Below are 26663 nucleotides of genomic sequence, written 5' to 3'. Positions count from 1 at the left end.
CTTGCCGTGCGTGGGAGAGGTGCGCGCGAAGCGCGTGCCGGCCCGGCCGCTGCGGGGCGTGGTCACGGCGACGGTGTCGGTGCGGGGTGCGGTCGCGGTGGTCATCGCGTCTCCTGACGTGAGCCGCGCAGCTGCACGACGTAGGCGATCACCGCGGTGATGACGCCCATGATGATGGCGATCGTGGCGGCGTAGTTGTACTGCTGGCCGGCGAACGAGAGGTTGTAGGCGTACATGTTCGGCGTGAAGAACGTCGAGATCGTGTTCGGCGCCAGAGGCTTGAGGATGTTGGGCTCGTTGAACAGCTGGAAGCTGCCGATGATCGAGAAGATCGTGGCGATGACGATGGCGCCGCGCACCGCGGGGATCTTGATGGAGAAGATCGTGCGCCACGCGCCCGCGCCGTCGATGGACGCCGCCTCGTAGAGCTCGCTGGGGATGGTCTTCAGCGAGGAGTAGAAGATGAGCATGTTGTAACCCACGAACTGCCAGGTGACGATGTTGCCGATCGACAGCAGCATCCACTCGGGGAGGAAGGGCTGGACGACCTGTCCGCCCAACAGGTCGTTGAGGTTGCGGGTCAGGCCGAACTGGTCGCCGTAGATGTAGCCCCACATGAGCACGGCGACGACCGCGGGCACGGCGTAGGGCAGGAAGATGACGATGCGGTAGAAGCCCGCCGCGTGCAGTCGGGCGCTGTCGATCGCGAGCGCGGCGGCCAGAGCCAGCAGCAGCATGACCGGCACCTGCACGACGAGGAACACCGCCACCCGCCCGAAGCCGTCCCAGAATTTGGGGTCGCCGAAGGCGGTGATGTAGTTCTCGAAGCCGACGAATGCGTTGCCGCCGATCAGCTGGTCGCGGAACAGGCTGAGGTAGACGCTGTAGGCCAGGGGCGCCAGGAACACGAGCGCGAAGACGAGAGCGAAGGGGGCGACGAACAGCCAGCCTCGATCGTCGATTCGGGTGCGTCGCTTGCGCCGCGGGGAACGCAGGGCGGGCGGGGGTGCCGCAGTGGTCGTCATCGTCCGGTGCCTCTTCGTTGGTGCGCATCCCGGCCGGGTCGTCGAGATGTTGACGTAAACATAACCCCCGCGCGCTAGGGTGTCAACGTCAACATCCCGAGGGGGCAGGCATGAGCGAAACGACGACGACGTCGACCGCGATCCCGACGCGCGAGCGTCGGAGAGAGGTGTCGATGGCCGACGTTGCCGCGGCGGCGGGGGTGTCGGGCCAGACGGTCTCGCGCGTGGCGAACGAGCGTGCGAACGTCGATCCCGAGACGCGTCAGCGCGTGCTCGACGCGATGTCGGCCCTGGGGTACCGCCCCAACAGCGCGGCGCGCGCCCTGCGCTCCGGGCGGTTCCGCAGCATCGGCGTGATCATGTTCTCGCTGAGCTCCTACGGCAACACCCGCACCCTCGACGCCCTCGCCTCGATGGCGGCGGCATCCGGGTACTCCATCACCCTCATCACCGTGCAGTCGGCGTCGCAGTCCGACGTGTCGGGCGCCTTCCTCCGTCTGCGCGAGCACGCCGTCGACGGCATCGTCATCCTGATCGAGACGCACCGCCTGGGCGAGAACGAGCTGTCGATCCCGTCGGGGCTGCCCGTCGTGGTCGTCGACTCCAGCGCCGACTACCCGTACGCGGTCGTCGACAACGATCAGGCGCAGGGGGCGAAGCTCGCGACCGAGCACCTGCTCGACCTCGGCCACGAGACGGTGTGGCACGTGTCGGGGCCGCCGGAGTCCTTCGCGGCCGAGCGCCGGCGCGACGCCTGGCGCGAGGCCCTCGAGCAGCGCGGATGCCGCGTGCCCGACGTGCAGATCGGCGACTGGACGGCCGAGTCGGGGCACCGCATCGGCCTCGCGCTGGCCACGATGCCCGAGGTGACGGCCGTGTTCGCGGCGAACGACCAGATGGCGCTCGGCGTCATCCGCGCTCTCCACGAGACCGGGCGCGCCGTGCCCGGCGACGTCAGCGTCGTCGGCTTCGACGACATGCCCGAATCGGCGAACTTCTGGCCTCCGCTCACCACCGTCCGCCAGCGCTTCGAGCGCGTGGGGGAGGAGGCGATGACGGCGCTCATCGCCGACATCGAGGGCACCGGCGGCGAGCACGCGCGCACGCTCGTGCCGACGTCGTTGGTGCGGCGCGCCTCGTCCGGCCCCGCTCGCTGAGCGCACGCCGGAGGCGTTGTGCCACTCCGGGTCGTCGGCTAGGTTGGGTGTTGACGTCAACATGTTGACGTCAACATCACCACCTGCGAGGCCGCACTGTGGCGGCCGGATCGGAAATGACGATGAAGTCAGCTCGACTGTTGTCGATGACCTGCGCTGTCGCCCTGGCTGCCGGCGGGATCGCGGCCACCACCGTGGCCCCCGCCGCCTCGGCCGCTGCCGCGCCCCCCTCCGCCGTGCGGATCACGCCCAACCCCGCGTCCGCGGCGGAGCCGTTCGAGGGCTGGGGCACGAGCCTGGTGTGGTTCGCGAACGCCACCGGCAACTACCCGGCCGATGTGCGCCAGAAGCTCTTCGACGCGGTGTTCGGCGAGGACGGCCTGAACCTCAACATCGCCCGGTACAACATCGGGGGCGGCAACGCCTCCGACGTGCCCGCGTACCTGCGCCCCGGAGGCGCCGTGCCCGGGTTCTGGAACCCCGACCTGACGGCGAGCGACGCCCAGGGGGCCATCACCTCCGACTACGCCGACCGCGCGCGGTACAAGGCCGCGTGGAACCCCGACGACCCGAACGCCTACGACTTCGACGCGGACTCCGCGCAGCGCTGGTGGCTCGACGCGCTCAAGGACAAGGTCACCCACTGGGAGGCCTTCAGCAACTCTCCGCCGTACTTCCTCACGCAGAGCGGCTACGTCTCCGGCGGCATCAACGACGCCACCAGCGAGCAGCTCGCTCCGGCCGACATGGACAAGTTCGCCGGCTATCTCGTCAACGTCGTCGACGAGCTCGAGAAGACCCACGGCATCCACTTCGACACGATCGACCCGTTCAACGAGCCCAACACGAACTACTGGCAGACCCAGATCCCGAACGGGGCGAAATGGCCCACCGGTGGTCGCCAGGAGGGCGCGCACATCGGCCCCCAGGCGCAGGACGCCATGGTGAAGGCGCTCTCCGCGCGGCTCGCTCAGCCGAGCACGACGACGGATGCCGTCATCTCGGCGATGGACGAGACCAACCCCGGGATCTTCGCGTCGAACTGGAACGCCTGGTCGGCGCAGTCGAAGAGCCTCGTCGACCAGCTCAACGTGCACACCTACGGCACGAGCGGGCGCCAGGTGGTGCGTGACATCGCCAAGGCCGCGGACAAGCCCCTGTGGATGAGCGAGGTCGAGGGCAACTGGACCGCCGGGGGATTCACGACCAACGACATCACCAACGGCATCGGCATGGCCGAGCACATCGTCGGTGACCTCCGCGAGCTCGAGCCGAGCGCGTGGGTGTTCTGGCAGCCGGTCGAAGACCTCTACAACATGCAGAAGGTCGAGAACCTCAACTGGGGGAGCGTCTACATCGACTTCGACTGCAACGCCGAGGGCAAGTCGCTCCGCCGCATCGCCGACGGCGAGGCGGACCCGTCGTGCAAGGTCCTGACCAACGAGAAGTACAACACCGTCCGCAACTTCACCCACTACATCCACCCGGGCGATCGCCTGATGTCGACCGACAACGCGCAGTCCACCGCGGCGATCGACGCCGACGGGCAGGGGGCGACGATCGTGCACGTCAACTCCGACGCATCGGAGAAGACCGTGCAGATCGACCTGAGCGACTTCGCGACGATCGCTCCCGGCGCCACGGTCACCCCCGTCGTGACGACGCAGTCGACGGCGGCGCAGCCCACCGTCAACGCGCTGAAGGAGGGCGCGAAGGTGGCCGTCGACCCGACCACGCGCACGGCGACCGTCACGGTGCCGGCGAAGTCGGTCACGACCTTCGTCATCGACGGTGTCTCCGGCGTCTCCGCCGATGCGGCGGCGTTCCGCGGCGGCCAGACGGTGCAGATCACGGGCCTGCAGAGCGGCCTCGCCCTGGACGCGTCCTCGGGTCTCGCGATCCGCGCCACCGCGACCACGGCCGAAGCGGCGCGGGCGCAGTCCTGGACCGTGCGCACCATCGACGGCGAGGGCACGAACCGCCACCGCTTCACCCTCCAGAACGGAACCGGGAAGTTCCTCGCCTCCCGCACCGGCGGCACCGCCCTCGTCGACTCCGACCCGGCCGCAGCCGCGGGCGATCCTTCGACGCAGTGGATGGCCTCGACGACCGACGGCCAGTACTACTCGCTGCTGAACGTCGCGAGCGAACGCGTGCTCGACGTCAACCAGGCCAGCACCACCCCCGGGGCGACCGTGGGTCTGTGGACGAGCAACGGCGGCGGCAATCAGCAGTGGAAGATCGCCGGTACCACCGTCGTCGGCACCGACCCGGTGTCGGCGGCCACGGCGGTGGGCGTGACCCCGACGCTTCCCGCGACCGTGACGGTCCGCTACGCCGGCGGCATCCAGCGCACCGCCGCGGTCACCTGGCAGCTCGACGACGTCGACGTGTCGAAGCCCGGAACCGTGTCGGTCCGGGGAACCGGCACCGACCTGTTCGGCGGCGCGTTCGAGGCGACGGCCACCGTCGAGGTCGGTCCCTACACGGCCACTCGTCCGGCATCGGTCACCGTGGCGGCGGGCAGCGCGGTCTCGGCGGTGCGGAGCCTGACCGACACCACGGTCGAGGCGGAACTGCATCCCTCGGGCTCCGGCTTCGCACTCCCTGTCGAGTGGGACTGGGACGGCGTGACGGATTCCGCGCTCGCGCAGCCGGGCACCGTCACGGTGCCGGGTGTGGCGACCGGCCCGGCGGGCGAGCGTCTGGAGGCGACGCTGACGGTGATCGTCACCGCCGCGTCGGAGCGCAACGTCGCCCCGCAGAGCGCGCCCTCGGCGACGTACACCGAGTCGGGCTACCCCGTCGCCAACACCATCAACGGCATCACGACCGACAAGGGCTGGTCGAACTGGCGCGGCGGTTCGAAGAACACGCAGGACACCCTGAGCTACGTCCTCGCCCAGCGCGAGACCCTCAGCCGGGTGTCGGTGCAGTTCTTCAAGGACGGCACGACCCTCAGCTGGCCCACGACCCTGCGCGTCGACCACCGCGTGAGCGGAGGCGAGTGGGTGCAGGGTGACGAGGTCGCCGTTCCGAGCCCGTCCAGTGGCGCCCCGAAGGTCGACGTTCCCGTCACGGGTGCGGCCGACGAGGTACGCGTCATCCTGAACGCGCGCCCGCAGACGCACATGATCGTCTCGGAGGTCGAGATCAACGCCGTCTCGGCGTCGCCCGCCGGTGTCGCCGATCTCGCACGCCTCACCGTCGGTGACGCTCCGGTGGAGGGCTTCGCGCCCGGCACCCTCGCCTACACCGTTTCGTCCACCGGAGCGGCGTGGCCGACCCTGCACGCCCTGGCCGTCGACCAGGATGCATCGGTCGAGATCACCCCGCCCGGTGACGCCGATGGCGTGGGCACCGTTCGGGTGACCGCACCCGACGGGACCACGCGCTCGTACACGGTGACCGTCAACCGCGCCGTCGGCATCGGCACCCCCGTCGTGACCGGCGAGGCGCGCGTCGGCTCGACCGTCCGGGCCACGGCCGCGACCGATCCGGCGGATGCCGTGCTCTCGTTCGCCTGGCTGCGCGACGGTGCGGTGATCGACGGGGCCACGGCCGACGCGTACGTACTGACCGCCGCCGACGAGGGCCGCGAGATCTCCGTGGAGGTCACGGCCTCCGCGCAGGGCTTCACCGCCGCGTCCGCGCGCTCGGCGTCGATCGTGCCGGAGGCGGCACCGGTCGACCCGGGCACGGGTACCGACCCGGGCACGGGGACCGGCCCGGGTGCCGGTACCGATCCCGGAACGGGTGCCGGTGGCGGTTCCGGAACGGGTGCCGGTGGCGGTTCCGGTTCGCCCGCCGGCTCCGGCTCGTCGTCGGGTTCCGGCTCGACGGCGGGTGGCTCCTCGAGCGGGCTCGCGAACACGGGCATGCACGCCGAGGGCGTCGCCGTCACGGGTGCGGGTGCGGTGCTGCTGCTCCTGCTCGGCGGGGTGCTGCTGTGGCGCCGCCGTCGCGGAGCCGGCTCCACCGAGAGCTGACCCCGAGAACACGCGGCCGCGTCGTTCGCCCTCGAGCGAGCGGCGCGGCCGCGCCATTCCCACGCTGGTCACCCGGCCTCGGGATGGGACGCGGTCAGCGTGGAGCGGGCCCCGGGCGGTGCACGCCCCGCGGGCGATAGCGCAGCGCATCCGAGCACTCGAGCAGATCGGCGAGGTACCAGACGATCGCTAGCCACATCTCGGTGCCCTGCAGGCAGGGTTCGCCGGCATCCAGCTGGAAGGAGAGGCCCGCACCCGCGTGCCATCCGGTGAGGGCGTGCCGCAGCAGATCGTCGGCGAGGGTGCGCACCTCGTCGCGGCGGTAGCCGGTCGAGCGGGTGAGCCACAGCGGGTGCGCGATGTCGAGCACGGTGCAGGCGTTGCGACGGTCGCGGCGCATCCACCTGTCATCGCGCGCGTGCCGCAGCACCGTGTCGATCACGGCCTCGGGGTGCGGGACGTCGAGCCCGACCTGGGCGAGCGTGCCGCGGGCGGCACGGTAGAAGCCGTTGACGAGCAATCGGAGGTCGCCCCCGACGCCGGGGCGGCCCCACATGCCCGTGCCCGGGTCGGCGCGGAGGGCGAGCCACCCGAACAGCGCCTCGGCGACCCCCGGGGGAATGGCATCCTGCCGTCGGCCGCTCCAGTGCAGGGCCGTGCCGATCGCGTCGACGTGGTGTCCCGCGCGCCAGGGGTCGGTGTCCCACGGCAGGGCGTCGAGCCGTGCGATCAGGCCCGCCGCGTCCGCGTCGACGACGTCGGCGAGGGGGTGGGCGAACCGGCCGCCCAGGAGGTCGAGGGCGTACCCGGCGCTGAGCACGCCGTACGCCGCGTCGGGGTCATCCCACAGCGTGGCCGCGTCGGTCGTGAGACCGGTCGCGGGGCGCTGCTGCGCGGCGATCACCTCGATCCATCCGGCGCGGTCGTCGCCCGGGGGAGGCGCGTCGTGCAGCAGGGCGGAGAGCTCGACGGCGTCGCACACTGCGCGCAGGGTCGGGGCGGCGTCGGGGCGATCGCGGAAGCCCCCGTCGACCGCGACGCGGCCCAGCACCGCGGGAAGTTCGTCGCGCGCGCGATCGGCGAAGGCGGTGAGGTCGTCGCGCCGCGAGTCGCCGGCCCGCTCGGGCGGGACGCGCCAGCGCAGGAGGCGGGCCGGGTTGCCGCCCACGATCGCTCCGGCGGCGACGTCCTTCGTCACCACGGCTCCCGCCGCCAGCACCGCGTGATCGCCGACCGTGACGCCGTCGAGAACGACGACGTGCGAGCCGATCCACACGTCGGACCCGATGCGCACGCCCCGAGAGGTCAGGGGCTGGCGGAACACCTCGGTGCCCGGTTCGAACGAGTGGTTGAAGCCGATGATCGAGGTGTGGGCGCCGACCCGGACCGCGTCGCCGAGACGTACGTCACCGCGCACGACGGCGTACGGGTTGATCGAGCAGTCCGCCCCGATGGCGACCGTGCCGGTGAGGTACGCGCCGGCGGCGACGTAGGAGCGGTCGCCGATCGCGAAGGCCTCGGGATCGAGGCCGGCGTGCTCCGAGAGGAAGACGTCGTCGCCGATGAGCCAGTCGGGATGCGCGGACTTCAGCGCGGCGAGGTGCGTCCGAGCGCGCTCCCGCTCCTCGGGAGGGGCCTCGGTCGCGAACGTCCACGGCGAGAAGTCGCGCGCCGAGGGCGTGCTCACGATCGCGGGGCGGCCGTCGAGGCGCGCACATTCAGGCGCGGGCTGAGCTGCACGCGATGCACCGGCCGGTCGGGCTGGGCGATGCGCCGGGCGAGCAGTTCGACTGCGGCTTCGCCGACGCTCGCGCGCGGTGGACTGACGGCGGTGAGGGCGGGGGTGAACAGCTGGGCGACCTCGTCGTCGTACGCGATGATCGACAGGTCGTCGGGCACCGAGATCCCCCGTGTCAACGCGAGATCGACGAAGGCCATCGCTTCGGGGTCGGAGTGCACGAGCAGGGCCGTGACGCCGGTGGCGAGCGCCGAGTCGAGGGTCGCGTTGACCACATCGGAGAAGTCGGGGCTCGTGCGGTCGGGCAGTGTCTGCTCGAAGTGGTCGGCGGGGGTGAGGGCGAGCTCCTCGCACGCGGTCTGCCAGCCCGCCGCGATCTTGCGGGAGGTGGGGGAATGACGCGAGAGGATCAGCCCGACCTTGCGGTGGCCGAGGGTCGCGAGGTGCCGGGCCGCGAGCAGGGCCCCGAGCGCGTGGTCGGTCGTCACCGACTCCATCGGGATGCCGCCCGCCCCGGGCACGGCGTCGCGTTCGACGAGGACGCTCGGCACGGGGCAGTCGGCCAGCCAGCGCATGACGTCGCCGGCGTGGGCGGTGTCGGTGTTCGGCGCGACGATCAGCCCGCGGACGTCGCCGCTCGCGACGAGGCGGTCGAGCACGGGACGTTCGTCCTGCAGCTCGTACGAGGCTCCGCGCAGCAGCGTCGTGTAGCCGAGGCGTTGCGCCGCCGTCTCCATCCCCCGCACGACCCCCGGCCAGTAGTAGGCGAGAGAGGGGACGAGGACGGCGATCGATCCGGCCTGCGTCTCGTCGGCGGAGGGCTCGGGGCGCGCCGGTGTGCTCTCTCCGGCCACGGCCCCGCCGTGCACCCGACGCAGCACCCCCTCCTTCTCGAGCTGGGCGAGGTCGCGGCGCAACGTCACCGTGGCGACCCCCAGGTCTTCGGTGAGCTGTGAGATGCGCACGGCGCCGTCGCTGTGCAGCGTGCTCAGGATGTGGGCGCGGCGTTCCGCGGCCAGGGGCTGATGCCCGGTGGTGTCGGTCATGGGAGGTCCTCGATCGGTGTGTCCAGTTCTACCGTGAGCCGGAGCTGTGTGCGGGATGCCAGGGGAAGGGCGAGGCGCGTGAGTCGCTCGCCCCACACCTCGGTGAGCATCGGATCGTCGAGGTCCCGCACCTCCTCGGTCGCCTCGACGTCACTCGGCCATCGCAGACGGACCGGGCGTGCTCCCCCGATCGGAGTGACGCGCGCACCGCCCGATTCGAGCCGGACAGCGCCCGCGACGAGCACGTGGAGCACCGTGTCGGTGCCGGTGGGAGCGCCGTCGGCGAAGACCCATGCGTCGGCGATCTCGACGCGATGCTGCGTGCGATCGAGCGTCGCGCGCCGCCGCCACGACGCGAGGCCGGCTTCGGGGTAGGCGTCCGCGAGCTCGAGCGAGAACGTCGTCCGCGCGTCGCCGATCTCGGCCGCGGCACCGCGCGCAGCGGCATCCCTCCCCGCCGGTTGCGTGCGCCCGCGCACGACGGGCACGTTGTGCCATCCGCTCTGCATGGTCCAGATGTCGTAGCGGTCGGGGCCGAAGGTGGCGGCGGTGTAGGTGGGTCGACCGGCGTCGACGATCACCGGCACGCCGTCGACGGCGACGAGGAACGAGCCGACGTCGTTGTGGTTGTGGTGCTCGGCGTTGTGACCGCCCTTCGCGACCAGCGCGAGGCCGGCGGAGGAGCCTTCCGCCTCGCGCGCGAGCACCACTTCGGTCGAGGGCAGCCACACGTCGCGCGGAAGGGGAGGGGCGCCGGCGGAGGCCGTCACCCAGGCGGCATCGGTGAGACCGCGCAGCAGCCGGCCGAGGCCCTCGCGCTCCGTCGCGGCGGGTGATCCCGGATGCCGGTGGCTTCCGGCCAGGGCGGCGGCGTCGTCATCGCCGTAGCGTCGGGCGGCCCGCTGCAGGGCGTGCCAGGGCTGATCGGCGGGCGGCCGGGCCTGGCCGTCGGCGTGGTTGACGAACCAGTCGCCGCCGAGGTGCGAGCGGTGGGGGAAGGCCACGGTCTCGCGCAGCGAGGCGATGCCCGTCGCGTCGACGGCACCGGCCGTCGCGTGGGCGAGCACGTCGAGTGCCTCGAGAGCGCGGCACGCTCCGTTCCACCAGTACGCGTACCCCTCGTCGATCGCGCCGTCGGCGGGCAGGGCGGCGACGTACCGGTCGAGTCCCTCGACGGCGAGGCCGACGACCCGGTCGCGCTCCTCGGTCTCGGCGGGGGCGTCGAGCAGGCGCAGGGCGGCGACGACGACGTTGCCGTGGATCCAGGGGTTCCAGTTGTGGACGTCGCCGTCGAGGCCGATCCAGTGCCAGTCGCGTCGTCGCTGGAACGGCTCGAAGACGCGCACGCGCGCCTCGTGGCGGATCCGGGCGCGGATGCCGGGGGCACGGTCGTCGAGGGCGGCTCCGAGGAGGTGGTCGATCCACGCGAGTTGAGCCACGGCCTCGCCCGCGCCGAGGTCGACGAACGGGTCCGTCACGGTCGCGAGGACCGACCCGTGCACCCGTCGGGTGTCGTCGTGGGCGGGCCAGCACCACGAGCTCTGCTCGCACAGCAGCACCACGCCGTCCACGACCTCGTCGATCGCGTCGTCGTCGAGGGTGACCGCCGCGGCCACCGCGGCGCGGCTGAGGCGCCGTTGGCGCGCGAAGGCGGCGTCCTCCCATGCGGTGCGGTCGCCGTCTCGGTGGACGCGCGCCGCGTCGCTCGCGCGGGGCTGCGGCCAGGGCGTGGCGCGCTCGGCGTGGGCGCGGGTCAGGACCCGGTCCGCGGCGGCCCCGTCGACCGTGCCGCGCTCGCGGTCCCAGACGGCGCGGACGTATGCCGGCGGGACGGGGAGGGCGTCATCGGGGGTGACCAGTTCGGCGCTCTCGACGACCGCGGCGAGCGGGCCGCGGAACGCGGCGGTGGGGAACGGCATCGGTCTCCTTTGAACGGGGTGCATCGCTTAAACGATCATAAACGATCATTAGGATTCAGAAAAGATGTTGCTGTGTTGTTTTCTGATTGATACGCTCGCACTCGTTCACCCCATGGCTCGGGTGGACGGACGGCCTTCGAAGGAGAACCCGTGGCGACTTCCGCTCTTCCCCGCCTCGCCGGTGGGCAGCGCAGCGACTGGCTCGCCGTCGCCGACGCCCTGCTCGACGCGGCGTTGCGGCACGCGAGCCCCGGGCGCGGGCGCATCGTGTTCCCGGGCGCCGAGGGGGGCTACGGTGCGGCCGTCGACGGCCTCGAGGGCTTCGCCCGCGTCTTCCTCCTCGCCGGGTTCCGCATCGCCGGGGCGCGCGGGCAGGACGTCGACGAGCTGATCGCCTTCTTCGCCGAGGGCGTGCGGACAGGGGTCGACCCCGACGCGGCCGACCGATGGGTGCGGATGGACGAGCACGCGCAGGCCAAGGTGGAAGCCGCGTCGCTCGCCCTCGCCCTCGATCTGACGCGGGAGTGGATCTGGGACACCCTCGACGCACGCACGAGAGATCGAGTCATCGCCTACCTGGCCCCGGTCGTGGGCGACGAGACCTACCCGCAGACGAACTGGGTGTGGTTCCGCATCGTCGTGCAGACGTTCCTCCGCTCGGTCGGCGGGCCCTGGTCGGCCGCCGACATCGTCGCGGATCTCGCCCGCCACGATTCCTTCGTCCGCGAGGACGGATGGCTCTCCGACGGCGACGAGCGCGCCTTCGACCACTATGTCGGCTGGGCGTTGCACGTCTACCCCGTGCTCTGGCCCCGCATGACGGGGGCGGCCGACCTGGCCGGCGAGCGTCGGGCGCTCGACGTCGCACGGCTGGACCGGTTCCTCCTCGATGCGGTGCACCTCGTCGGAAGCGACGGATCGCCCCTGCTGCAGGGCCGCAGCCTCATCTACCGCTTCGCCGCCGCAGCGCCGTTCTGGGCGGGGGCCGTCGCGGGCGTCCCGTCGCTCGGCGCGGGGCGTCTGCGTCACGCGGCCGGTGCGATCGTCGACCACTTCGTCGCCCGTGGCGCACCCGACGGCGACCACCTGCTGACGCTCGGATGGCACCACGAGTGGCCGGCTCTCGCTCAGTCGTACTCCGGTCCCGGATCGCCCTACTGGGCGGTCAAGGGACTGATGGGCATCATGCTCCCCGCCGATCACGACGTCTGGGCGGCTCCCGACGAGCCCCTGCCGATCTCTGAGGCCGACGACCTCCGCGCCGTCGTCGCCGCGGGCTGGATCGTGTCGGCCACGCGCGCCGACGGCATCGTGCGCGTCATCAACCACGGCACCGACAAGGCACGCCCCGGAACGCGCACGGCGGACTCCCCGCTCTATGCGCGCATCGGCTACTCCACGGCAACGGCCCCGCTGCTCGACGACCTCGCGTGGAGCGACCCGCTCGAGCAGGCCGTCGTCCTCGTCGACGCCGCGGGACGCGCCACGCATCGCACCGCCCTCGAGCCGCTCGGCGCGACGGTGCACGAGGGCGTCGGCGTCGCCGCGTCGGCATCCGACGTGCACCTCATCGACGTCACCCCCACGACGCACCGCCACGGTGCCGGCCTCGCGGGCGCGGCGCAGTCCCTCGGGCGGATGACGGTGACCTCGCTCGCGCGGGGCGCGTGGGAGGTGCGCATCGCGCGACTCGATCACGTCGCTCCGGGCGTCGACCTCGACGCGCTGCGCGTGCGGATGGGCGGGTGGGCGCTCGCGGGTGCCGAGCCCGCGCACGCGACCTCGACGGGCGCGGCCGAGGCGCACGCGGACGGCCGGGTGTCCGGCATCCGGGCCCTCACCCCCGAGGCCACCTCGCGCGTGACGGTCCGTCGTGGGGCCAGCCCGCTCGGGGAGACGGCCGCCATCCCCGTCCTGACCTGGGACGCCGCGGTCGGGGTGCCGTTCGCGGCGCTCGTGACCCTGAGGGGCGACACGACCGCCGAGGCGGCCGAGCCGCGGCTCGCGATCGAAGGCGCGGGCGAGGACACCGTCGTCGACGTGACCTGGCCCGACGGCCGGCGCACGCGCACCCCTCTCACAGACTCCGGAGCCCCGCGCGGGGCGCACCGGCACTCCCGGGCCCGAAGCGGTGCCCGGCACGCAATCGCAAAGGAGCAGCACGCATGAAGCGCAAGATCGTCGTCGCGACCGGGGTGGGCATCGTCGCCGCTCTGTCGTTGACCGCCTGCAGCGGCGGATCGTCGGAGGCCCCCGCCCAGAGCGGCCCCGTCACGCTGTCGATGTCGGGGTGGAGCCTCAGCACGACGCCCGAGTTCCAGGCCCTCGCCGACAAGTTCCACGAAGAGAACCCCGACATCACCGTCGAGGTCAAGGAGTACGACTCCGCCAACTACGACACGCTGATGACGGCCGACCTCGCCGCCGGTTCGGGTCCCGACATCGTCACCCAGAAGAACCTCAAGACCTTCATCACCTACCAGGCCGGTGGACAGCTCGCCGACGTCTCCGACGTCGAGCTGCCCGGTGACATCGGCGGGGCGCAGGCGTTTGAGGTCGACGGCGCGACCTGGGCCGTGCCCTACCGCCAGGACTCGTGGGTGCTGTTCTACAACAAGGACCTCTTCACCCAGGCGGGCGTCGCCGAGCCCGACGGCTCGTGGACGTGGGACGACTACGAGAAGGCCGCCGAGCAGCTGACCTCGAAGCTCGGCGCCGCCGGCTCCGCCGCCCTCGGCACCTACCAGCACAGCTGGCAGTCGACCGTCCAGGGCTTCGCGAACGCGCAGTCGCCCGATGTCGACATCCTCTCGGGCGACTACGGCTACCTGAAGCCGTACTACGAGCGTTCGCTCGGCCTGCAGTCGGCCGGCGCGCAGGTGGAGTACAACACCGTCACCGCCAACAAGCTCACCTACCAGGCCGAGTTCGGCAAGCAGCAGGCCGCGATGATGCCCATGGGCACCTGGTACGTCGCGACCCTCATCGCTCAGCAGGCCAAGGGCGAGGCGGACCCGTTCTCGTGGGGCTTCGCCCCGATCCCGCAGTACGACTCCTCCACCACGGGCGAGTCGGAGACCCCCGTCACGTTCGGCGACCCCACCGGCTTCGCGATCAACAAGGCGGCGGATGCCACGAAGCTCGCCGCCGCGAAGAAGTTCCTCGCCTTCGCCGCCGGCGAGGAAGGCGCGCAGGTGCTCGCGGGCCTGGGCATCACGCCGGCGCTGACGAGCTCGAGCGTCGCCGACACGTACTTCGCCGTCGCCGGGGCGCCCACCGACGAGCTGTCGAAGTTCGCCTGGTCGACGCACGAGACCAAGCCGGAGAACCCCACCTCGGCGAAGACCGCCGCTGTGCAGAACATCCTGCTCGACCTGCACACCGCCGTGATGTCGGGATCGACCTCGATCGACGACGCCATCACCACCGCCGAGAACCGCGTCAAGAGCGAGGTCGGCGTCGGCTGACCCCGCAGGTCGGTGACCGGCCCGGATCCCTCCGGGCCGGTCACCCCTCACGATCTGGAGACACCATGGCGACCATCGCCGACACGCGCCCCCGGGCGTCGAAGACCGAGCCGAGCCGGCCCCGCCGCCGCTCGCGTCTGACGCTGCGCAGCACCCTCATCGGGTGGAGCTTCATCCTCCCCAACTTCCTGGGCTTCGCGGCCCTGACGCTCGTCCCCGTCGTCGTGCTGTTCTACATGTCGATGACGAACTGGAACGTCTTCGGTTCGTCGGCGTTCGTCGGCATCGCCAACTTCCAACGGCTCATCGGCGACGGCAGCTTCCGCATCGCTCTGCTGAACACGCTCTACTACGCGGCGCTGCACATCCCGCTGACGATGATCGTCGCGTTGGGCCTCGCCCTGCTGCTGAACAACAAGCTGCGCGGGGTGGCGTTCTTCCGCACCGCGGCCTTCTTCCCCTACATCACCTCGATCGTGGCGATCGCGGTGGTGTGGAACCTGCTCTTCAGCCCCGAGTACGGGCCCATCAACGAGATCCTTCGCTTCTTCGGCCTGCAGAACCCGCCGGGATGGCTCACCTCCTCGGAATGGGCGATGCCCGCCGTCGTCATCATCAGCACGTGGCGCGACATGGGCTACTACATGATCCTGTTCCTCGCCGGGCTCCAGACCGTGCCCCGCGAGCTGCATGAGGCGGCCCGCGTCGACGGTGCCAACGTCTGGCAGCGCTTCGTGAACGTCACCCTGCCGTGCCTGCGTCCGACCACGTTCTTCGTGACCGTGATGCTCACGATCAACTCGTTCAAGATCTTCGACCTCATCCTCGTCATGACGCAGGGCGGCCCCGGGCAGTCGACGCTCGTGCTGTCGCAGTTCATCTACCAGAAGGGCTTCCAGGAGAACCAGTTCGGCTACGCCTCGGCGGCATCCATCGTGCTGTTCCTCCTGTGCATCGTCGTGACGCTCGTGCAGTTCTTCATCAACAAGAAGCGGGACGCCTGATGACCGATCTCCTCGTTCCCGACGCCACCCGCACGCTCGTCACCGCGGGGGCCACGCCGCCGCGCCGTCGACCCGTCGCCGGTGCCCACCCCGCCCGCCGCGTGGGACGCATCGTCGGCTACGCCGTGATGATCGTCGCGGCCGCGGCCCTCCTGCTGCCGTTCTTCTGGATGATCATGAGCTCGCTCAAGACGCCGAACGACGTCTTCAGCGCCCCCGTGAAGTGGTTCCCCGAGACGTGGGTGTGGAGCAACTACATCGACATCTGGACGCAGTCCGGCATGCTCACGTGGATCCGCAACACGCTGCTCCTGGCCGTGGTGGTCACTTTCCTGCAGGTGCTCACCGGCTCCTTCGCCGCGTACGGGTTCTCGCGGATGCGCTTCCCGGGCCGCGATGTGCTGTTCCTCGTCTACATCGGGACCATCGCCGTCCCGTGGCAGTCGTACATGATCCCGCAGTTCATCCTGCTGTCGAACTTGAAGGTGTCGAACACCCTCTGGGCGATCATCCTCATTCAGGCCTTCGGCGCGTTCGGGGTGTTCCTGATGAAGCAGTACTACGACACGATCCCCGAAGACCTCTCCGAAGCCGCCCGCCTCGACGGGCTCAGCGAGTACGGGATCTGGGCGCGGATCATGCTGCCGCTGTCGGTCCCCGCGATCGCGAGCCTCACGCTGCTGACGTTCGTGAACACCTGGAACGACTACCTCGGACCCCTCATCTATCTGCGCAACCCCGACCTCTGGACCATCCAGCTGGGGCTGCAGAGCTTCGTCAGCACGCTGTACGACGCCAACTACGCCCTGCTGTTCGCGGGTCTGACGATGTCGGTCGTGCCGATCGCGATCGTGTTCCTCTTCGGACAGAAGTACTTCGTCGAGGGCATCGCGACGAGCGGGATGAAGGGCTGATCATGCGCCGCATCCCCCACGACACCTACGCGAGCGTGTTCTCGACGGTCTACCTCGGGCTCATGGTGAACGTGCTCCTGCTCGTCACCTGCGCGCCGCTGGTGCTCCTGCTGCTCACCACCGATCCCGCGCAGACGTGGCCGCTCCTGCTCATCGCCCTGCCGCTGTGCGCCCCCGCGCTCGCCGGCGCCCTCACCGCTTTCCGTGCGCACGGGATGGGCGAGGGGCGGGTCGTCCGCGCCTTCTTCGCCGGCTGGCGGCGGACGCTGCGCAAGGCGCTCGTCGTCGGTGCGCTGGCGTCGGCCGTCCTCGCGATCGTGCTCGTCGACGTGCGCGCCGTGTCGGCGGCATCCTGGGCCGTCGTCGTCGTGCCGCTGTGCGGCACGGTCGCGCTGCTGGTCGTGGCCACCGCGCCGGTCGCGCTCACCGCGCTGGTCGAGGCTCCGGGGACGCCGCTGCGAGTCCTGCTGTCCACGGCTGCCGTGCTGGCCGTCCGTCGCTGGTACCTGAGCCTGGTCAGCGTGCTGGTGCTGGCGGGTCAGGCCGTGCTGTTCACCACCTCGCCCGCGTTGGCGCTGGGCCTGACCGCCGCGCCCGCCCTCTACCTCGTGTGGGCGAACGCCCGCTTCAGCCTCCGCCCCGTGCTTCCGGCCGACTCCTCGGTCGCCGCCGTCTGAACCGAAGGACTTTCCCCCGCATGACCACTTCCCCTCCGACCGCTGCGGCCGCCGCGCGCGTCGACACCCCTCGAGCCGCCGTCGACCGCGCCCTCGCGCAGGTGTTCGACACCGTCCGTGCGAACATCGAGGCGTTCGGCATCCGTTACCCCGACGACACCACCCGCGCCAACCGCTATCCGCTGCGTCCGGCCGTCCCCGGCTTCGCCGAGGGGGAGAACCGCGGCTGGACGACCAGCTTCTGGCCCGGCATGCAGTGGATCGCGTGGGAGCTGACCCGCGACGAGGCGTTCCGCGACGCCGCCCTGGCGCACGCCGCCGACTTCGGACGCCGCGTGCGCGGGGAACGCGACCTCGACACGCACGACCTGGGCTTCCTCTACACGCTGTCGTGCGTCGCGCCCTGGCGCCTGCTCGGCGACGACGAGGCCCGCGCGAGCGCTCTCGCCGCGGCCGACCACCTCATGACCCGCTACCTGCCGTCGGCGGGGATCATCCAGGCGTGGGGCGACCTCGCCGATCCCGCGCAGCGGGGGCGCACGATCATCGACAGCCTCATGAACATGCCGCTGCTGACGTGGGCGGCCGAGCAGACCGGCGACGCGCGCTACAGCGACGTCGTCGCCCGCCACACGGCCGAGCTGCGGCAGCGCATCCTGCGTCCCGACGGCTCGACCTTCCACACCTTCTACTGGGATGCCGAGACCGGCGAGCCCCTGCGCGGCGCCACCGAGCAGGGCGCCTTCGACGACTCGTGCTGGGCGCGCGGACAGGCGTGGGGCATCTACGGGTTCGCGATGAACCACCGGGCGACCGGCGACGCCGCGCTCCTCGACGCCTCGCGCACCTGCGCCGAGTACTTCCTCGCCCACCTCCCCGCCGACGACGTGCCCTACTGGGACCTCGTCTACGGCGACGACGCCGATGCGCCGCGCGACAGCTCCTCGGGCGCGATCGCCGTGTGCGGGCTGTTCGAGCTCGCCGCGGTCGATCCCGAGGGTGCCGAGCGCTGGCGCGCCGCAGCGGAGAGGATCCTGGCCTCCCTCATCGCGCGGTACACCCCGGAGCGGGCCGAGGACGCCGACACGGTGCTGCTGCACAGCGTGTACGACCTGCCGAAGAACGTCGGCGTCGACGAGGGCACCCTGTGGGGCGACTACTTCTACCTCGAGGCGCTCGCCCGCGCGGCCCGACCCGAGTGGCGGCCCGTGTGGTGAGGCTCGCGCGCGTCGACGATCGCTCGGCGGCCATCGTGCCGGGCCCTTCGGGCGACCACGTGCTCGACCTCGGCCCGCGCCCCGTCCCCGAGCTGTTCGCCGAGCTCGACGGCATCCGTTCCCTCGTGCAGCGGACGGATGCCGCGACCCTGCCGCGGCTGGATCCCTCGACGCTGCAGGCGCCGGTGGCGCCGCGGACGATGCTCTGCCTCGGCTACAACTACCGCGGGCACGTGCCCGACGGCGTCGACCCCACCGCCGACGACCCGGCCAGTCCCGACGTCTTCGTCAAGACGGCGAACACCTTCGGCGGTCCCAACGACCCCGTGGTGATCCCCGCCGTCGCCGACGACGTCGACTACGAGGGCGAGATCGCCGTCGTGATCGGTCGGCGCGCGCACGCGGTGAGCGTCGACGACGCCCTGTCGTACGTCGCCGGGTACACGCTGCTCAACGACGTCTCCGACCGATCGTGGCAGCGCAAGCAGAGCCAGTGGGCGCTGGGCAAATGCTTCGACGGCTTCGCCCCGCTGGGGCCGTGGATCGTCACGGCCGACGAGGTCGACCCGCAGAACCTGCTCGTCGAGGTCGTGCGCGACGGCGAGGTCACCGTCTCGCAGTCCACGGCGACGACGATCTTCTCGGTCGCCTTCGTCGTCCATCACCTCAGCCAGGTGCTGACCCTCGAGCCGGGTGACGTCATCTCCACCGGCACGCCGCAGAAGCTCCCCGCCGCGCAGGCGGCGCACCGCCCCCTCGCCCCCGGCGACGCGGTGACCGTGCGCGTGGGCGGCCTCGGCGACCTCACCACCCGTTTCATCGCACCCCCGGGAGAGCCCGCATGATCCTCGACACCTTCCGCCTCGACGGCCGCGTCGCCGTCGTCACCGGCTCGAGCCGCGGGCTCGGGCAGGGCGCCGCCCTCGCGCTCGCCGAGGCCGGCGCCGACCTCGTGCTCATCGACCGGGGCGACGCCGCGCACACCGCCGAGCTGGTCCGCGGGCTCGGGCGACGTGTGCACACGATCCACCGCGACTTCGTCTCCGCCTCGCGCGACGAACTCGCCGCCGCGATCGACGAGGCCGCCGAGGTGCTCGGGCGCATCGACATCCTCGTGAACAACGCCGGGACGATCCGTCGCGCCCCCGCCGCCGAGCACGGCGCGCAGGACTGGGACGACGTGCTCGCGGTCAACCTCGACGCGGTCTTCCACCTCTCGCAGGCCGCCGGACGACGCATGATCGCGCAAGGGTGGGGCCGCATCGTCAACGTGGCGTCGATGCTGTCGTTCCAGGGCGGCATCCTCGTTCCGGGTTATGCCGCCAGCAAGCACGCCGTGGCGGGACTCACGAAGGCGCTCGCGAACGAGTGGGCGGCCTCCGGCGTCACCGTCAACGCGATCGCGCCGGGCTACATGGCCACCGACAACACCGCCCCCATCCGCGCCGACGCGGACCGCGAGGCCTCGATCCTCGGCCGCATCCCGGCCGGCCGCTGGGGCACGCCCGCCGACCTGCAGGGGGCGTTCGTGTTCCTGGCCTCCGACGCGGCCGCCTACGTCACCGGGGCCGTGATCCCCGTCGACGGCGGGTGGCTCGTGCGGTGACCTGAGCAGCCGTTCCCCCGCGCGACACCCCGCCCCGCGCTCGACCCGAGCGCCCCGCCCCGCCGCATCCGGCAACGCCCGGCCGGCCCCCGACCCGCCCGGCTCGCCGGGCTCGACCCCAGGAGAACCGCATGACCGCCTCCATCCCCCAGCGCTACGCCACCCACCCCGAGCAGATCCCGGGCATGACCACCGCGCAGCTGCGCGAGCGTTTCCTCATCGACGACGTGTTCGTCGCCGGAGAGGTGCGGCTGACCTACACGCACCACGACCGCATCGTTCTCGGCGGCGCCGTGCCCGCGGGCTCGGAGCTCGCGCTCACCGGCTACCCCGAGATCCGCAGCGAGTACTTCCTCGAGCACCGCGAGATCGGCATCGTCAACGTCGGTGCGCCCGGCACGGTCACAGCCGACGGAGAGGCGTACGAGCTCGTCACGGGCGCGTGCCTGTATCTCGGCCGAGGCGTTCGCGACGTGGTCTTCGCCGACGCCGCGACGGGCGAGGGGGCGCGGTTCTACCTGTTCTCGGCCCCCGCGCACACGGCGTACCCGTCGGCGCTCGTCTCCCCCGGCGAGGGCACGGTGCGCGAGCTCGGCGACCAGGTCACCAGCAACCGCCGCACCCTCAACCAGTACATCCACGAGAACGGTGTGAAGAGCTGCCAGATCGTCATGGGCGTGACGCAGCTGCATCCCGGGTCGATGTGGAACACCATGCCCGCGCACACCCACGACCGCCGCACCGAGTGCTACCTGTACTTCGACCTCCCCGCCGACGCGCGCGTCGTGCACCTGATGGGCGAGCGCGACGAGACGCGGCACCTCATCGTGGGCGACGACCAGGCCGTGATCTCGCCGAGCTGGTCGCTGCACTCGGGCGTCGGTACGGCCGCCTACTCCTTCGTGTGGGCCATGGCGGGTGAGAACCAGTCCTTCGACGACATGGATGCCGCCCCCATCACCGACCTGCGGTGATGGTCGCCCCCTCGCCCACGCCCTCGCCCGTGCTCCTCGCCGTCGGCGAGACGATGGCGATGCTCGCGCCCTCCGACGGGGGAGGGGTCGTGGATGCCGCGACCTTCCTCGTCGACGCGGGAGGCGCGGAGTCCAACGTCGCCGCCCACGCGGCGGCGCTCGGGATGACGGCGCGATGGGCGAGCCGCCTCGGACGCGACGCCCTCGGCGACCGTGTGCTGCGGCAGGTCTCGGCGCGCGGGGTCGACACCACGGGCGTGGTGCGCGATGCGCGGCATCCGACCGGGCTCTACATCAAGGACCCCGGACGGGGGGTGCGGTACTACCGGGCCGGGTCCGCCGCCTCGCATCTCGCCCCGACGGATGCCGATTCCCTCGCGCTCGACGACGTCGACGTGCTGCACGTCTCGGGCATCACCGCCGCCCTCTCCGCCTCGGCGCGCGCCTTCCTCGACGTGGCCATCACGCGCGCCCGCGCGGTCGGCGTCGCGGTGAGCTTCGACGTGAACCACCGGGCGGCGCTGTGGCCCGCGGCGGAGGCGGGTGCCGTGCTCGCCGCCCTCGCGGCCCGCGCCGACGTCGTCTTCGTCGGTCGCGATGAGGCCGAGACGCTGTGGGCGACCCCGACCGACGGTGACGTGCGCGCCCTCCTGCCCGCGGTGGCCGAACTCGTCGTCAAAGACGGTGACGTCGGGGCCACTGTCTTCGAGTCGGAGCGGCGCACCTTCGTACCCGCGCTGCGCGTCGAGGTGCTCGATGCGGTCGGGGCCGGTGACGCCTTCGCCGGGGGCTACCTCGCCGCGCGCGCCCGCGGACTCGACGCCTCCGCCCGACTCGCGGCCGGACACGAACGCGCCGCCCTCACCCTCCGCACCTACGGCGACTCGATCCACGACACGGCCGCACTCCCGACCCCGCACCTCGACAGGACCTCCGCATGACGCCTCCCGATGCCACCGCCGCGTGGTTCGACGACACTCTCGCCTCCGCTCCGCTGATGGCGATCCTGCGCGGCATGGGGCGGGAGCGCTCGCTCGCGCTCGCCGCGACGGCGTGGGACCTCGGCATCGACAACGTCGAGGTTCCCCTGCAGACCCCGGCCGACGAGGAAGCCCTCCGCGCGGTGTGCGCCGCGGGGGCCGAGCGCGACCGGATCGTCTGCGCCGGAACGATCGTCGACCCCGCCCAGGTGCCGATCGCCGTGGCGGCCGGTGCGCGTTATCTCGTCTCGCCCGGACTCGATCCCGCCGTGGTCGCCGCGGCCCGCTCGCACGGCATCCCGATCCTCCCCGGCGTGGCGACGCCGAGCGAGGTGCAGCTCGCCGTCTCGCTCGGGTTGCGCTGGCTCAAGGCGTTCCCGGCGACGTGGCTCGGGCCGGCGTGGTTCCGCGTGATCCGCGGCCCGTTCCCCGACGTGCGGTTCGTCGCGACCGGCGGCCTCGACGCGGGCAACGTGTCGGACTTCCTGGATGCCGGGGTGCGCGTCGCCGCGGTCGGCTCGGCTCTCGAGGACCCCACGCAGCTGCCGCGCCTGGCCGCTCTGCTCTCGCACGCCTGACCCTCCCCGTCGCGTGAGGTGCCAGGAATCGTCGCTCACCGGGCCCGGCGAGCGACGGTTCCTGGCACTTCGCGCACATCCGTGCAAGCCCGACCCGCGAGGGCGTCGGCGGGAGAAGATTGACCGTCCGCAACGATCCCACCGAGGAGACCCATGCACGTCAACGCCTACGCGGCGTCGTCCGCGACCTCGCCCCTTGAGCCCACGACCATCGAGCGCCGCGACGTCGGCCCGAAGGACGTCCTGATCGACATCGCCTACGCCGGCATCTGCCACTCCGACATCCACACCATCCGCGGCGAGTGGGGCGACGTGCCCTACCCCCTGACCGTCGGCCACGAGATCGTCGGCACGGTCGCCGAGGTCGGCTCCGAGGTGACCAGCCACAAGGTCGGCGACCGCGTCGGCGTCGGCTGCATGGTCAACTCCTGCCGCGAGTGCGAGAACTGCCTCGCCGGTGAGGAGCAGTACTGCGAGAAGGGCAACATCGGCACGTACGGCGCGAAGGACGTCGACGGCACGATCACCCAGGGCGGCTACAGCGAGAAGATCGTCGTCGACGAGCACTTCGTGCTGCGCGTTCCCGAGTCGATCCCCTACGAGAAGGCCGCGCCGCTGCTGTGCGCCGGCATCACCACCTACTCGCCGCTGAACCACTGGAACGCCGGCCCCGGCAAGAAGGTCGCCGTTGTCGGCCTCGGCGGTCTCGGCCACATGGCCGTCAAGATCGCCCACGCCATGGGCGCCGAGGTCACCGTTCTCTCGCAGACGCTCAGCAAGAAGGACGACGGCCTGAAGATGGGCGCCGACCACTACTACGCGACGAAGGACGAAGAGACCTTCTCGACGCTCAAGAAGCACTTCGACCTCATCATCAACACCGTCAGCGCCCCGCTCGACCTCAAGCAGTACCTGGGCCTGCTCGCCCTGAACGGCACGATGGTCAACGTCGGTGCCCCGCCGGAGCCGCTGCCGATCCAGGTCTTCACGCTGTTCACGAACCGTCGTTCCTTCGCCGGTTCGTCGATCGGCGGCATCCGCGAGACCCAGGAGATGCTCGACTTCTGCGCCGAGAACGGCATCGCGCCCGAGACCGAGCTCATCTCGGCCGACCAGATCAACGAGGCCTACGAGCGCGTGCTCAAGAGCGACGTGCGCTACCGCTTCGTCATCGACGCGAAGACCTTCGCCCCCGCGTGACCCTCGCGTCCTGAATCCCGGCTCCGGCCCCGGATGCCACGGCCCCGACGCTCTTCGGAGTGCCGGGGCCGCGGCGTTCCCGGGCTTTCCCTTGCCCCGACGTTCTGCTGAGCGCTCGGGGCCGCGGCATCCTCCGCCTTCCCCCTTCCCCCCCGCTCCGATAAACGCCATTCCTTCGCGTAAACGCGGTGTCGCACCGTGTCTCGTGAGGAACCGCGTTTATCGGCGGGGGTGGGGCCGTGGCCGTCCGCCTCCGCTCTGCCGCGGCGCCCCGCTCTGCCGGGCCCGTGCGCTGCGCGACCCCCGGACACACGAAAGCGGCGCCGCCCCGAGGGGCGACGCCGCTGACGAACCGTGTGGGTCAGGCCTGGCCGAGAGCGGCCGACACGACCGCGCGGGCCTCTTCCTGCACCTCGCGCAGGTGCTCTTCGCCGCGCAGCGACTCGGCATACAGCTTGTAGACGTCTTCGGTGCCGGAGGGACGCGCGGCGAACCACGCCGACTCCGTCTGCACCTTCAGGCCGCCGATCGCGGCGCCGTTGCCGGGCGCGTGCGAGAGCTTCGCGGTGATGGGTTCACCGGCGAGCTCGGTGGCGGTCACGGCATCCGGAGACAGCTTCGACAGGGCCGACTTCTGCGCGGGCGACGCGGGAGCGTCGACGCGCTGGTAGGCCGAGGCGCCGAACTCGGCCTCGAGCTCGGCATAGCGCTGCGAGGGCGTCTTGCCGGTGACGGCGAGGATCTCGGCAGCGAGAAGGCAGAGCAGGATGCCGTCTTTGTCGGTGGTCCACACGGTGCCGTCTTTGCGCAGGAACGACGCACCGGCCGACTCCTCACCGCCGAAGGCGACGGAGCCGTCGAGCAGACCCGGGACGAACCACTTGAAGCCCACCGGCACCTCGAGCAGCGTCTTGCCGAGCGAGGTGGCGACGCGGTCGATGATCATCGACGACACGAGCGTCTTGCCCACCGCGGCATCCGTCGGCCAGCCCTCGCGGTGCGAGAAGAGGTAGTCGATCGCGACGGCGAGGTAGTGGTTGGGGTTCATCAGCCCCGCGTCGGGGGTGACGATGCCGTGCCGGTCGGCGTCGGCGTCGTTGCCCGTGAGGATGTCGTACTCGTCGCGCGCGGCGACGAGCGAGGCCATCGCCGAGGGCGACGAGGGATCCATGCGGATCTTCTCGTCCCAGTCGAGCGTCATGAACTTCCACGTCGGGTCGACCTCGGGGTTCACGACGGTGAGGTCGAGGCCGTAGACCTCGGCGATGAGCGCCCAGTACTCGACCGACGCCCCGCCCAGCGGGTCGGCGCCGATGCGCACGCCGGCGCTCTTGATGGCGTCGACGTCGATGATGGATGCCAGATCCCGAACGTACGCGTCACGGAAGTCGTACTGACCGAGGCCGTCGAGGTCGATGTCGGCGTGACGGGTGCGCTGCACGCCGTCGAGGCCCGCGGCGATGAGCTCGTTCGCGCGGTCGGCGATCCAGCCGGTGGCGTCGGTGTCGGCGGGGCCGCCGTGCGGCGGGTTGTACTTGAAGCCGCCGTCGCGGGGCGGGTTGTGCGAGGGGGTCACGACGATGCCGTCCGCCCGGCCCGGATCGTCGGTCGCACGGTCGCGGTTGTACGTGAGGATCGCGTGGCTGAGCGCCGGGGTGGGCACCCACGCGTCGCGGGAGTCGACGCGCACGTCGACGCCGTTCGCGACCAGCACCTCGATGGCGCTGCGTTCCGCCGGCAGCGACAGGCCGTGCGTGTCGCGACCGAGGAACAGGGGGCCGGTGATGCCTTGCGCCGCGCGGTAGTCGACGATCGCCTGGGTGGTGGCGAGGATGTGGTCCTCGTTGAAGCTCGTGCTCAGTGACGAGCCCCGGTGACCGCTCGTGCCGAAGGCGACGCGCTGCTCTGGCACCGCGGCATCCGGCTTGCGGTCGTAGTAGGCGGCGATCAGTTCGTCGATGTCGATGAGATCGGATGCCTCGGCGGGCTGTCCTGCGCGACTGCTCATGCGCCCAGTCTGCCCGCTCCCTCCGACATGCGCACACGCCGTTGCGCATTCACGGCGAATCCGTCGTCGTGCGGCGCCCCCGCCGGCCACGAAGAGAGGCCGTGCGTCGCCGGTCTAGGCTGTACGCCGTGCTGCCCGACACAGAGACCGTGCCCGCCCGCCGTACCTACAGCTACCTGGGACCCGCCGGCACGTTCACCGAAGCCGCGCTCGCGCAGGTCCCCGAGGCCCGCGACCAGGTCTGGCGGCCCGTGCGCAACGTCGGCGAGGCGCTGGCCGACGTCGTCGAGGGGCGCTCGGATGCCGCGATGATCGCGATCGAGAACTCCGTCGACGGCGGAGTGTCGACCGCGCAGGACGCCCTGGCGACGGTCCCGGGTCTGCGCATCGTGGGCGAGTACCTCGTGCCCGTGAACTTCGTGCTCGTGGGACGGCCCGGAGCGACCCTCGCCGATGTGTCGCTCATCGCCGCGCACCCCGTCGCCTACGGGCAGTGCCTCGGCTGGCTGAGCCGGAACGTCCCCGCGCACGCCCACCTTCCCGCCGAGAGCAATGTCGCCAGCGCCCTCGGTGTGCTCGACGGCACGAGCGCCGCAGACGCCGCGATCGCCGCACCCGGCATCGTCGCGCACCACGACCTGACGGTCCTCGCCGAGGGCATCGGCGACAACCCCAACGCCGTCACGCGCTTCGTGCTCGTCAGCCGCACCGTGGCTCCCGCGCCCCCGACCGGCGCCGACAAGACCTCGCTCATCGTCGAGCTCCCCGAAGACCACCCCGGTGCCCTGCTCGAGCTGCTCGAGCAGTTCGCCACCCGGGGCATCAACCTCAGCCTGCTGGCATCCCGGCCCATCGGCGACGCCCTCGGCCGCTACCGCTTCGTCATCGACGCCGACGGCCACGTGCACGACGAGCGCATGGCCGACGCGCTGCTGGGGTTGCGGCGCTTCAGCCCGAAGGTCATCTTCCTGGGCTCGTACGCGCGGGCCGACCGCGCGATCGTCCGCTACCCGCCCCGTTACGGCGACGACGTGTTCGTCGAGGCGCGCGATTGGCTGCGCGGCCTGCTGAGCGGCGAGCCCGAGACCTGAGCACCGTAGGCGGGCTCACCCCGCTCGCATCTCGCGGTCTCGCTGAGCCCGAGCCTCCTCGCAGGAGCGAAGG

20 protein-coding genes are annotated in these 26663 nt (G+C 71.5%); 15 read left to right on the top strand and 5 right to left on the bottom strand.

The annotated features are described in order from the left end of the window. Nucleotides 1-101: 101 nt before the first annotated feature. The gene (locus AB0230_RS13820; RefSeq protein WP_315994483.1) at nt 102-1025 is read right to left on the bottom strand and encodes a sugar ABC transporter permease; all 924 of its coding nucleotides are present in this window, start codon (nt 1023-1025) and stop codon (nt 102-104) included. A gap of 110 nt (nt 1026-1135) precedes the next feature. Between AB0230_RS13820 and AB0230_RS13815 the strand changes: the two genes are divergently transcribed. Next, the gene (locus AB0230_RS13815) at nt 1136-2182 is read left to right on the top strand and encodes a LacI family DNA-binding transcriptional regulator (protein ID WP_315994484.1); all 1047 of its coding nucleotides are present in this window, start codon (nt 1136-1138) and stop codon (nt 2180-2182) included. A gap of 146 nt (nt 2183-2328) precedes the next feature. Continuing rightward, nucleotides 2329-6171, top strand: a complete 3843-nt coding sequence (locus AB0230_RS13810; RefSeq protein WP_366376320.1) for a glycoside hydrolase — start codon at nt 2329-2331, stop codon at nt 6169-6171. A gap of 94 nt (nt 6172-6265) precedes the next feature. On the opposite strand, the gene AB0230_RS13805 is transcribed toward AB0230_RS13810, so the two are convergent. From AB0230_RS13805 to AB0230_RS13795, 3 genes are read right to left on the bottom strand one after another with little or no spacing between them, the layout of a single operon-like run. Then, on the bottom strand, nt 6266-7858 hold the full coding sequence (locus AB0230_RS13805; RefSeq protein ID WP_366376318.1) for an acyltransferase: 1593 nt from the start codon (nt 7856-7858) through the stop codon (nt 6266-6268). Then, nucleotides 7855-8955: a substrate-binding domain-containing protein gene (locus AB0230_RS13800; RefSeq protein ID WP_315994487.1), complete on the bottom strand. Its 1101-nt coding sequence runs from the start codon at nt 8953-8955 to the stop codon at nt 7855-7857. The genes AB0230_RS13805 and AB0230_RS13800 overlap by 4 nt, the downstream gene beginning before the upstream one ends. Further along, nucleotides 8952-10874 (bottom strand): heparinase II/III family protein, encoded by a 1923-nt coding sequence (locus tag AB0230_RS13795; protein WP_366376316.1) that lies wholly within the window; start codon nt 10872-10874, stop codon nt 8952-8954. The genes AB0230_RS13800 and AB0230_RS13795 overlap by 4 nt, the downstream gene beginning before the upstream one ends. A 150-nt stretch (nt 10875-11024) precedes the next feature. Between AB0230_RS13795 and AB0230_RS13790 the strand changes: the two genes are divergently transcribed. From AB0230_RS13790 to AB0230_RS13735, 12 genes are all read left to right on the top strand, one after another. Continuing rightward, nucleotides 11025-13043, top strand: coding sequence for a DUF2264 domain-containing protein (locus AB0230_RS13790; RefSeq protein ID WP_366376314.1), 2019 nt, complete (start codon nt 11025-11027; stop codon nt 13041-13043). After that, on the top strand, nt 13040-14341 hold the full coding sequence (locus AB0230_RS13785; RefSeq protein ID WP_363576881.1) for an extracellular solute-binding protein: 1302 nt from the start codon (nt 13040-13042) through the stop codon (nt 14339-14341). Before AB0230_RS13790 ends, AB0230_RS13785 begins: the two co-directional genes overlap by 4 nt. Before the next feature lie 65 nt (nt 14342-14406). Then, the gene (locus tag AB0230_RS13780) at nt 14407-15345 is read left to right on the top strand and encodes a sugar ABC transporter permease (RefSeq protein ID WP_315994491.1); all 939 of its coding nucleotides are present in this window, start codon (nt 14407-14409) and stop codon (nt 15343-15345) included. Continuing rightward, the gene (locus AB0230_RS13775) at nt 15345-16259 is read left to right on the top strand and encodes a carbohydrate ABC transporter permease (RefSeq protein WP_315994492.1); all 915 of its coding nucleotides are present in this window, start codon (nt 15345-15347) and stop codon (nt 16257-16259) included. The genes AB0230_RS13780 and AB0230_RS13775 overlap by 1 nt, the downstream gene beginning before the upstream one ends. A 2-nt stretch (nt 16260-16261) precedes the next feature. Then, complete coding sequence (locus tag AB0230_RS13770) at nt 16262-16936, top strand: DUF624 domain-containing protein (protein WP_366376311.1); 675 nt, start codon at nt 16262-16264, stop codon at nt 16934-16936. A gap of 20 nt (nt 16937-16956) precedes the next feature. Further along, a complete protein-coding gene (locus AB0230_RS13765; protein ID WP_366376309.1) occupies nt 16957-18153 on the top strand; it encodes a glycoside hydrolase family 88 protein in 1197 nt (398 codons plus the stop codon). Beyond that, on the top strand, nt 18150-18998 hold the full coding sequence (locus AB0230_RS13760; RefSeq protein ID WP_366376307.1) for a fumarylacetoacetate hydrolase family protein: 849 nt from the start codon (nt 18150-18152) through the stop codon (nt 18996-18998). Before AB0230_RS13765 ends, AB0230_RS13760 begins: the two co-directional genes overlap by 4 nt. Beyond that, nucleotides 18995-19759 carry a 2-dehydro-3-deoxy-D-gluconate 5-dehydrogenase KduD gene (gene kduD / locus AB0230_RS13755; protein WP_315994496.1) on the top strand — a complete coding sequence of 255 codons (765 nt, stop codon included), beginning with the start codon at nt 18995-18997 and terminating at the stop codon, nt 19757-19759. The genes AB0230_RS13760 and kduD overlap by 4 nt, the downstream gene beginning before the upstream one ends. A gap of 131 nt (nt 19760-19890) precedes the next feature. Next, the gene (gene kduI / locus AB0230_RS13750) at nt 19891-20733 is read left to right on the top strand and encodes a 5-dehydro-4-deoxy-D-glucuronate isomerase (protein ID WP_366376305.1); all 843 of its coding nucleotides are present in this window, start codon (nt 19891-19893) and stop codon (nt 20731-20733) included. Continuing rightward, nucleotides 20733-21674, top strand: coding sequence for a sugar kinase (locus AB0230_RS13745; protein ID WP_366376303.1), 942 nt, complete (start codon nt 20733-20735; stop codon nt 21672-21674). The genes kduI and AB0230_RS13745 overlap by 1 nt, the downstream gene beginning before the upstream one ends. Further along, nucleotides 21671-22291, top strand: a complete 621-nt coding sequence (locus AB0230_RS13740) for a bifunctional 4-hydroxy-2-oxoglutarate aldolase/2-dehydro-3-deoxy-phosphogluconate aldolase (RefSeq protein ID WP_363389238.1) — start codon at nt 21671-21673, stop codon at nt 22289-22291. Before AB0230_RS13745 ends, AB0230_RS13740 begins: the two co-directional genes overlap by 4 nt. 153 nt (nt 22292-22444) lie before the next feature. Continuing rightward, complete coding sequence (locus tag AB0230_RS13735; RefSeq protein ID WP_315994500.1) at nt 22445-23491, top strand: NAD(P)-dependent alcohol dehydrogenase; 1047 nt, start codon at nt 22445-22447, stop codon at nt 23489-23491. 361 nt (nt 23492-23852) lie between these two features. Here the strand turns inward: AB0230_RS13735 and pgm are convergent, their stop codons facing one another. Beyond that, nucleotides 23853-25499, bottom strand: a complete 1647-nt coding sequence (gene pgm, locus AB0230_RS13730; RefSeq protein WP_363389241.1) for a phosphoglucomutase (alpha-D-glucose-1,6-bisphosphate-dependent) — start codon at nt 25497-25499, stop codon at nt 23853-23855. Nucleotides 25500-25627: 128 nt separating this feature from the next. Between pgm and pheA the strand changes: the two genes are divergently transcribed. Beyond that, on the top strand, nt 25628-26590 hold the full coding sequence (pheA, locus tag AB0230_RS13725) for a prephenate dehydratase (RefSeq protein ID WP_315994502.1): 963 nt from the start codon (nt 25628-25630) through the stop codon (nt 26588-26590). The last annotated feature ends 73 nt before the right edge of the window (nt 26591-26663 follow it).

It is taken from the genome of Microbacterium sp. NPDC089190 (assembly GCF_040701795.1).
GTDB classification, from domain to species: Bacteria; Actinomycetota; Actinomycetes; order Actinomycetales; family Microbacteriaceae; genus Microbacterium; species Microbacterium galbum.
Note: the sequence above shows the minus strand (reverse complement) of the source record. Positions and strands in the feature narration are given on the sequence as shown.

What these genes read in the sequence shown, in the direction of transcription:
- AB0230_RS13820 (WP_315994483.1), bottom strand. Translation starts at nt 1,025, where the DNA reads ATGACGACCACTGCGGCACCCCCGCCCGCCCTGCGTTCCCCGCGGCGC.
- AB0230_RS13815 (WP_315994484.1), top strand. Translation starts at nt 1,136, where the DNA reads ATGAGCGAAACGACGACGACGTCGACCGCGATCCCGACGCGCGAGCGT.
- AB0230_RS13810 (WP_366376320.1), top strand. Translation starts at nt 2,329, where the DNA reads ATGACCTGCGCTGTCGCCCTGGCTGCCGGCGGGATCGCGGCCACCACC.
- AB0230_RS13800 (WP_315994487.1), bottom strand. Translation starts at nt 8,955, where the DNA reads ATGACCGACACCACCGGGCATCAGCCCCTGGCCGCGGAACGCCGCGCC.
- AB0230_RS13795 (WP_366376316.1), bottom strand. Translation starts at nt 10,874, where the DNA reads ATGCCGTTCCCCACCGCCGCGTTCCGCGGCCCGCTCGCCGCGGTCGTC.
- AB0230_RS13785 (WP_363576881.1), top strand. Translation starts at nt 13,040, where the DNA reads ATGAAGCGCAAGATCGTCGTCGCGACCGGGGTGGGCATCGTCGCCGCT.
- AB0230_RS13780 (WP_315994491.1), top strand. Translation starts at nt 14,407, where the DNA reads ATGGCGACCATCGCCGACACGCGCCCCCGGGCGTCGAAGACCGAGCCG.
- AB0230_RS13775 (WP_315994492.1), top strand. Translation starts at nt 15,345, where the DNA reads ATGACCGATCTCCTCGTTCCCGACGCCACCCGCACGCTCGTCACCGCG.
- AB0230_RS13770 (WP_366376311.1), top strand. Translation starts at nt 16,262, where the DNA reads ATGCGCCGCATCCCCCACGACACCTACGCGAGCGTGTTCTCGACGGTC.
- AB0230_RS13765 (WP_366376309.1), top strand. Translation starts at nt 16,957, where the DNA reads ATGACCACTTCCCCTCCGACCGCTGCGGCCGCCGCGCGCGTCGACACC.
- kduD (WP_315994496.1), top strand. Translation starts at nt 18,995, where the DNA reads ATGATCCTCGACACCTTCCGCCTCGACGGCCGCGTCGCCGTCGTCACC.
- kduI (WP_366376305.1), top strand. Translation starts at nt 19,891, where the DNA reads ATGACCGCCTCCATCCCCCAGCGCTACGCCACCCACCCCGAGCAGATC.
- AB0230_RS13745 (WP_366376303.1), top strand. Translation starts at nt 20,733, where the DNA reads ATGGTCGCCCCCTCGCCCACGCCCTCGCCCGTGCTCCTCGCCGTCGGC.
- AB0230_RS13740 (WP_363389238.1), top strand. Translation starts at nt 21,671, where the DNA reads ATGACGCCTCCCGATGCCACCGCCGCGTGGTTCGACGACACTCTCGCC.
- AB0230_RS13735 (WP_315994500.1), top strand. Translation starts at nt 22,445, where the DNA reads ATGCACGTCAACGCCTACGCGGCGTCGTCCGCGACCTCGCCCCTTGAG.
- pgm (WP_363389241.1), bottom strand. Translation starts at nt 25,499, where the DNA reads ATGAGCAGTCGCGCAGGACAGCCCGCCGAGGCATCCGATCTCATCGAC.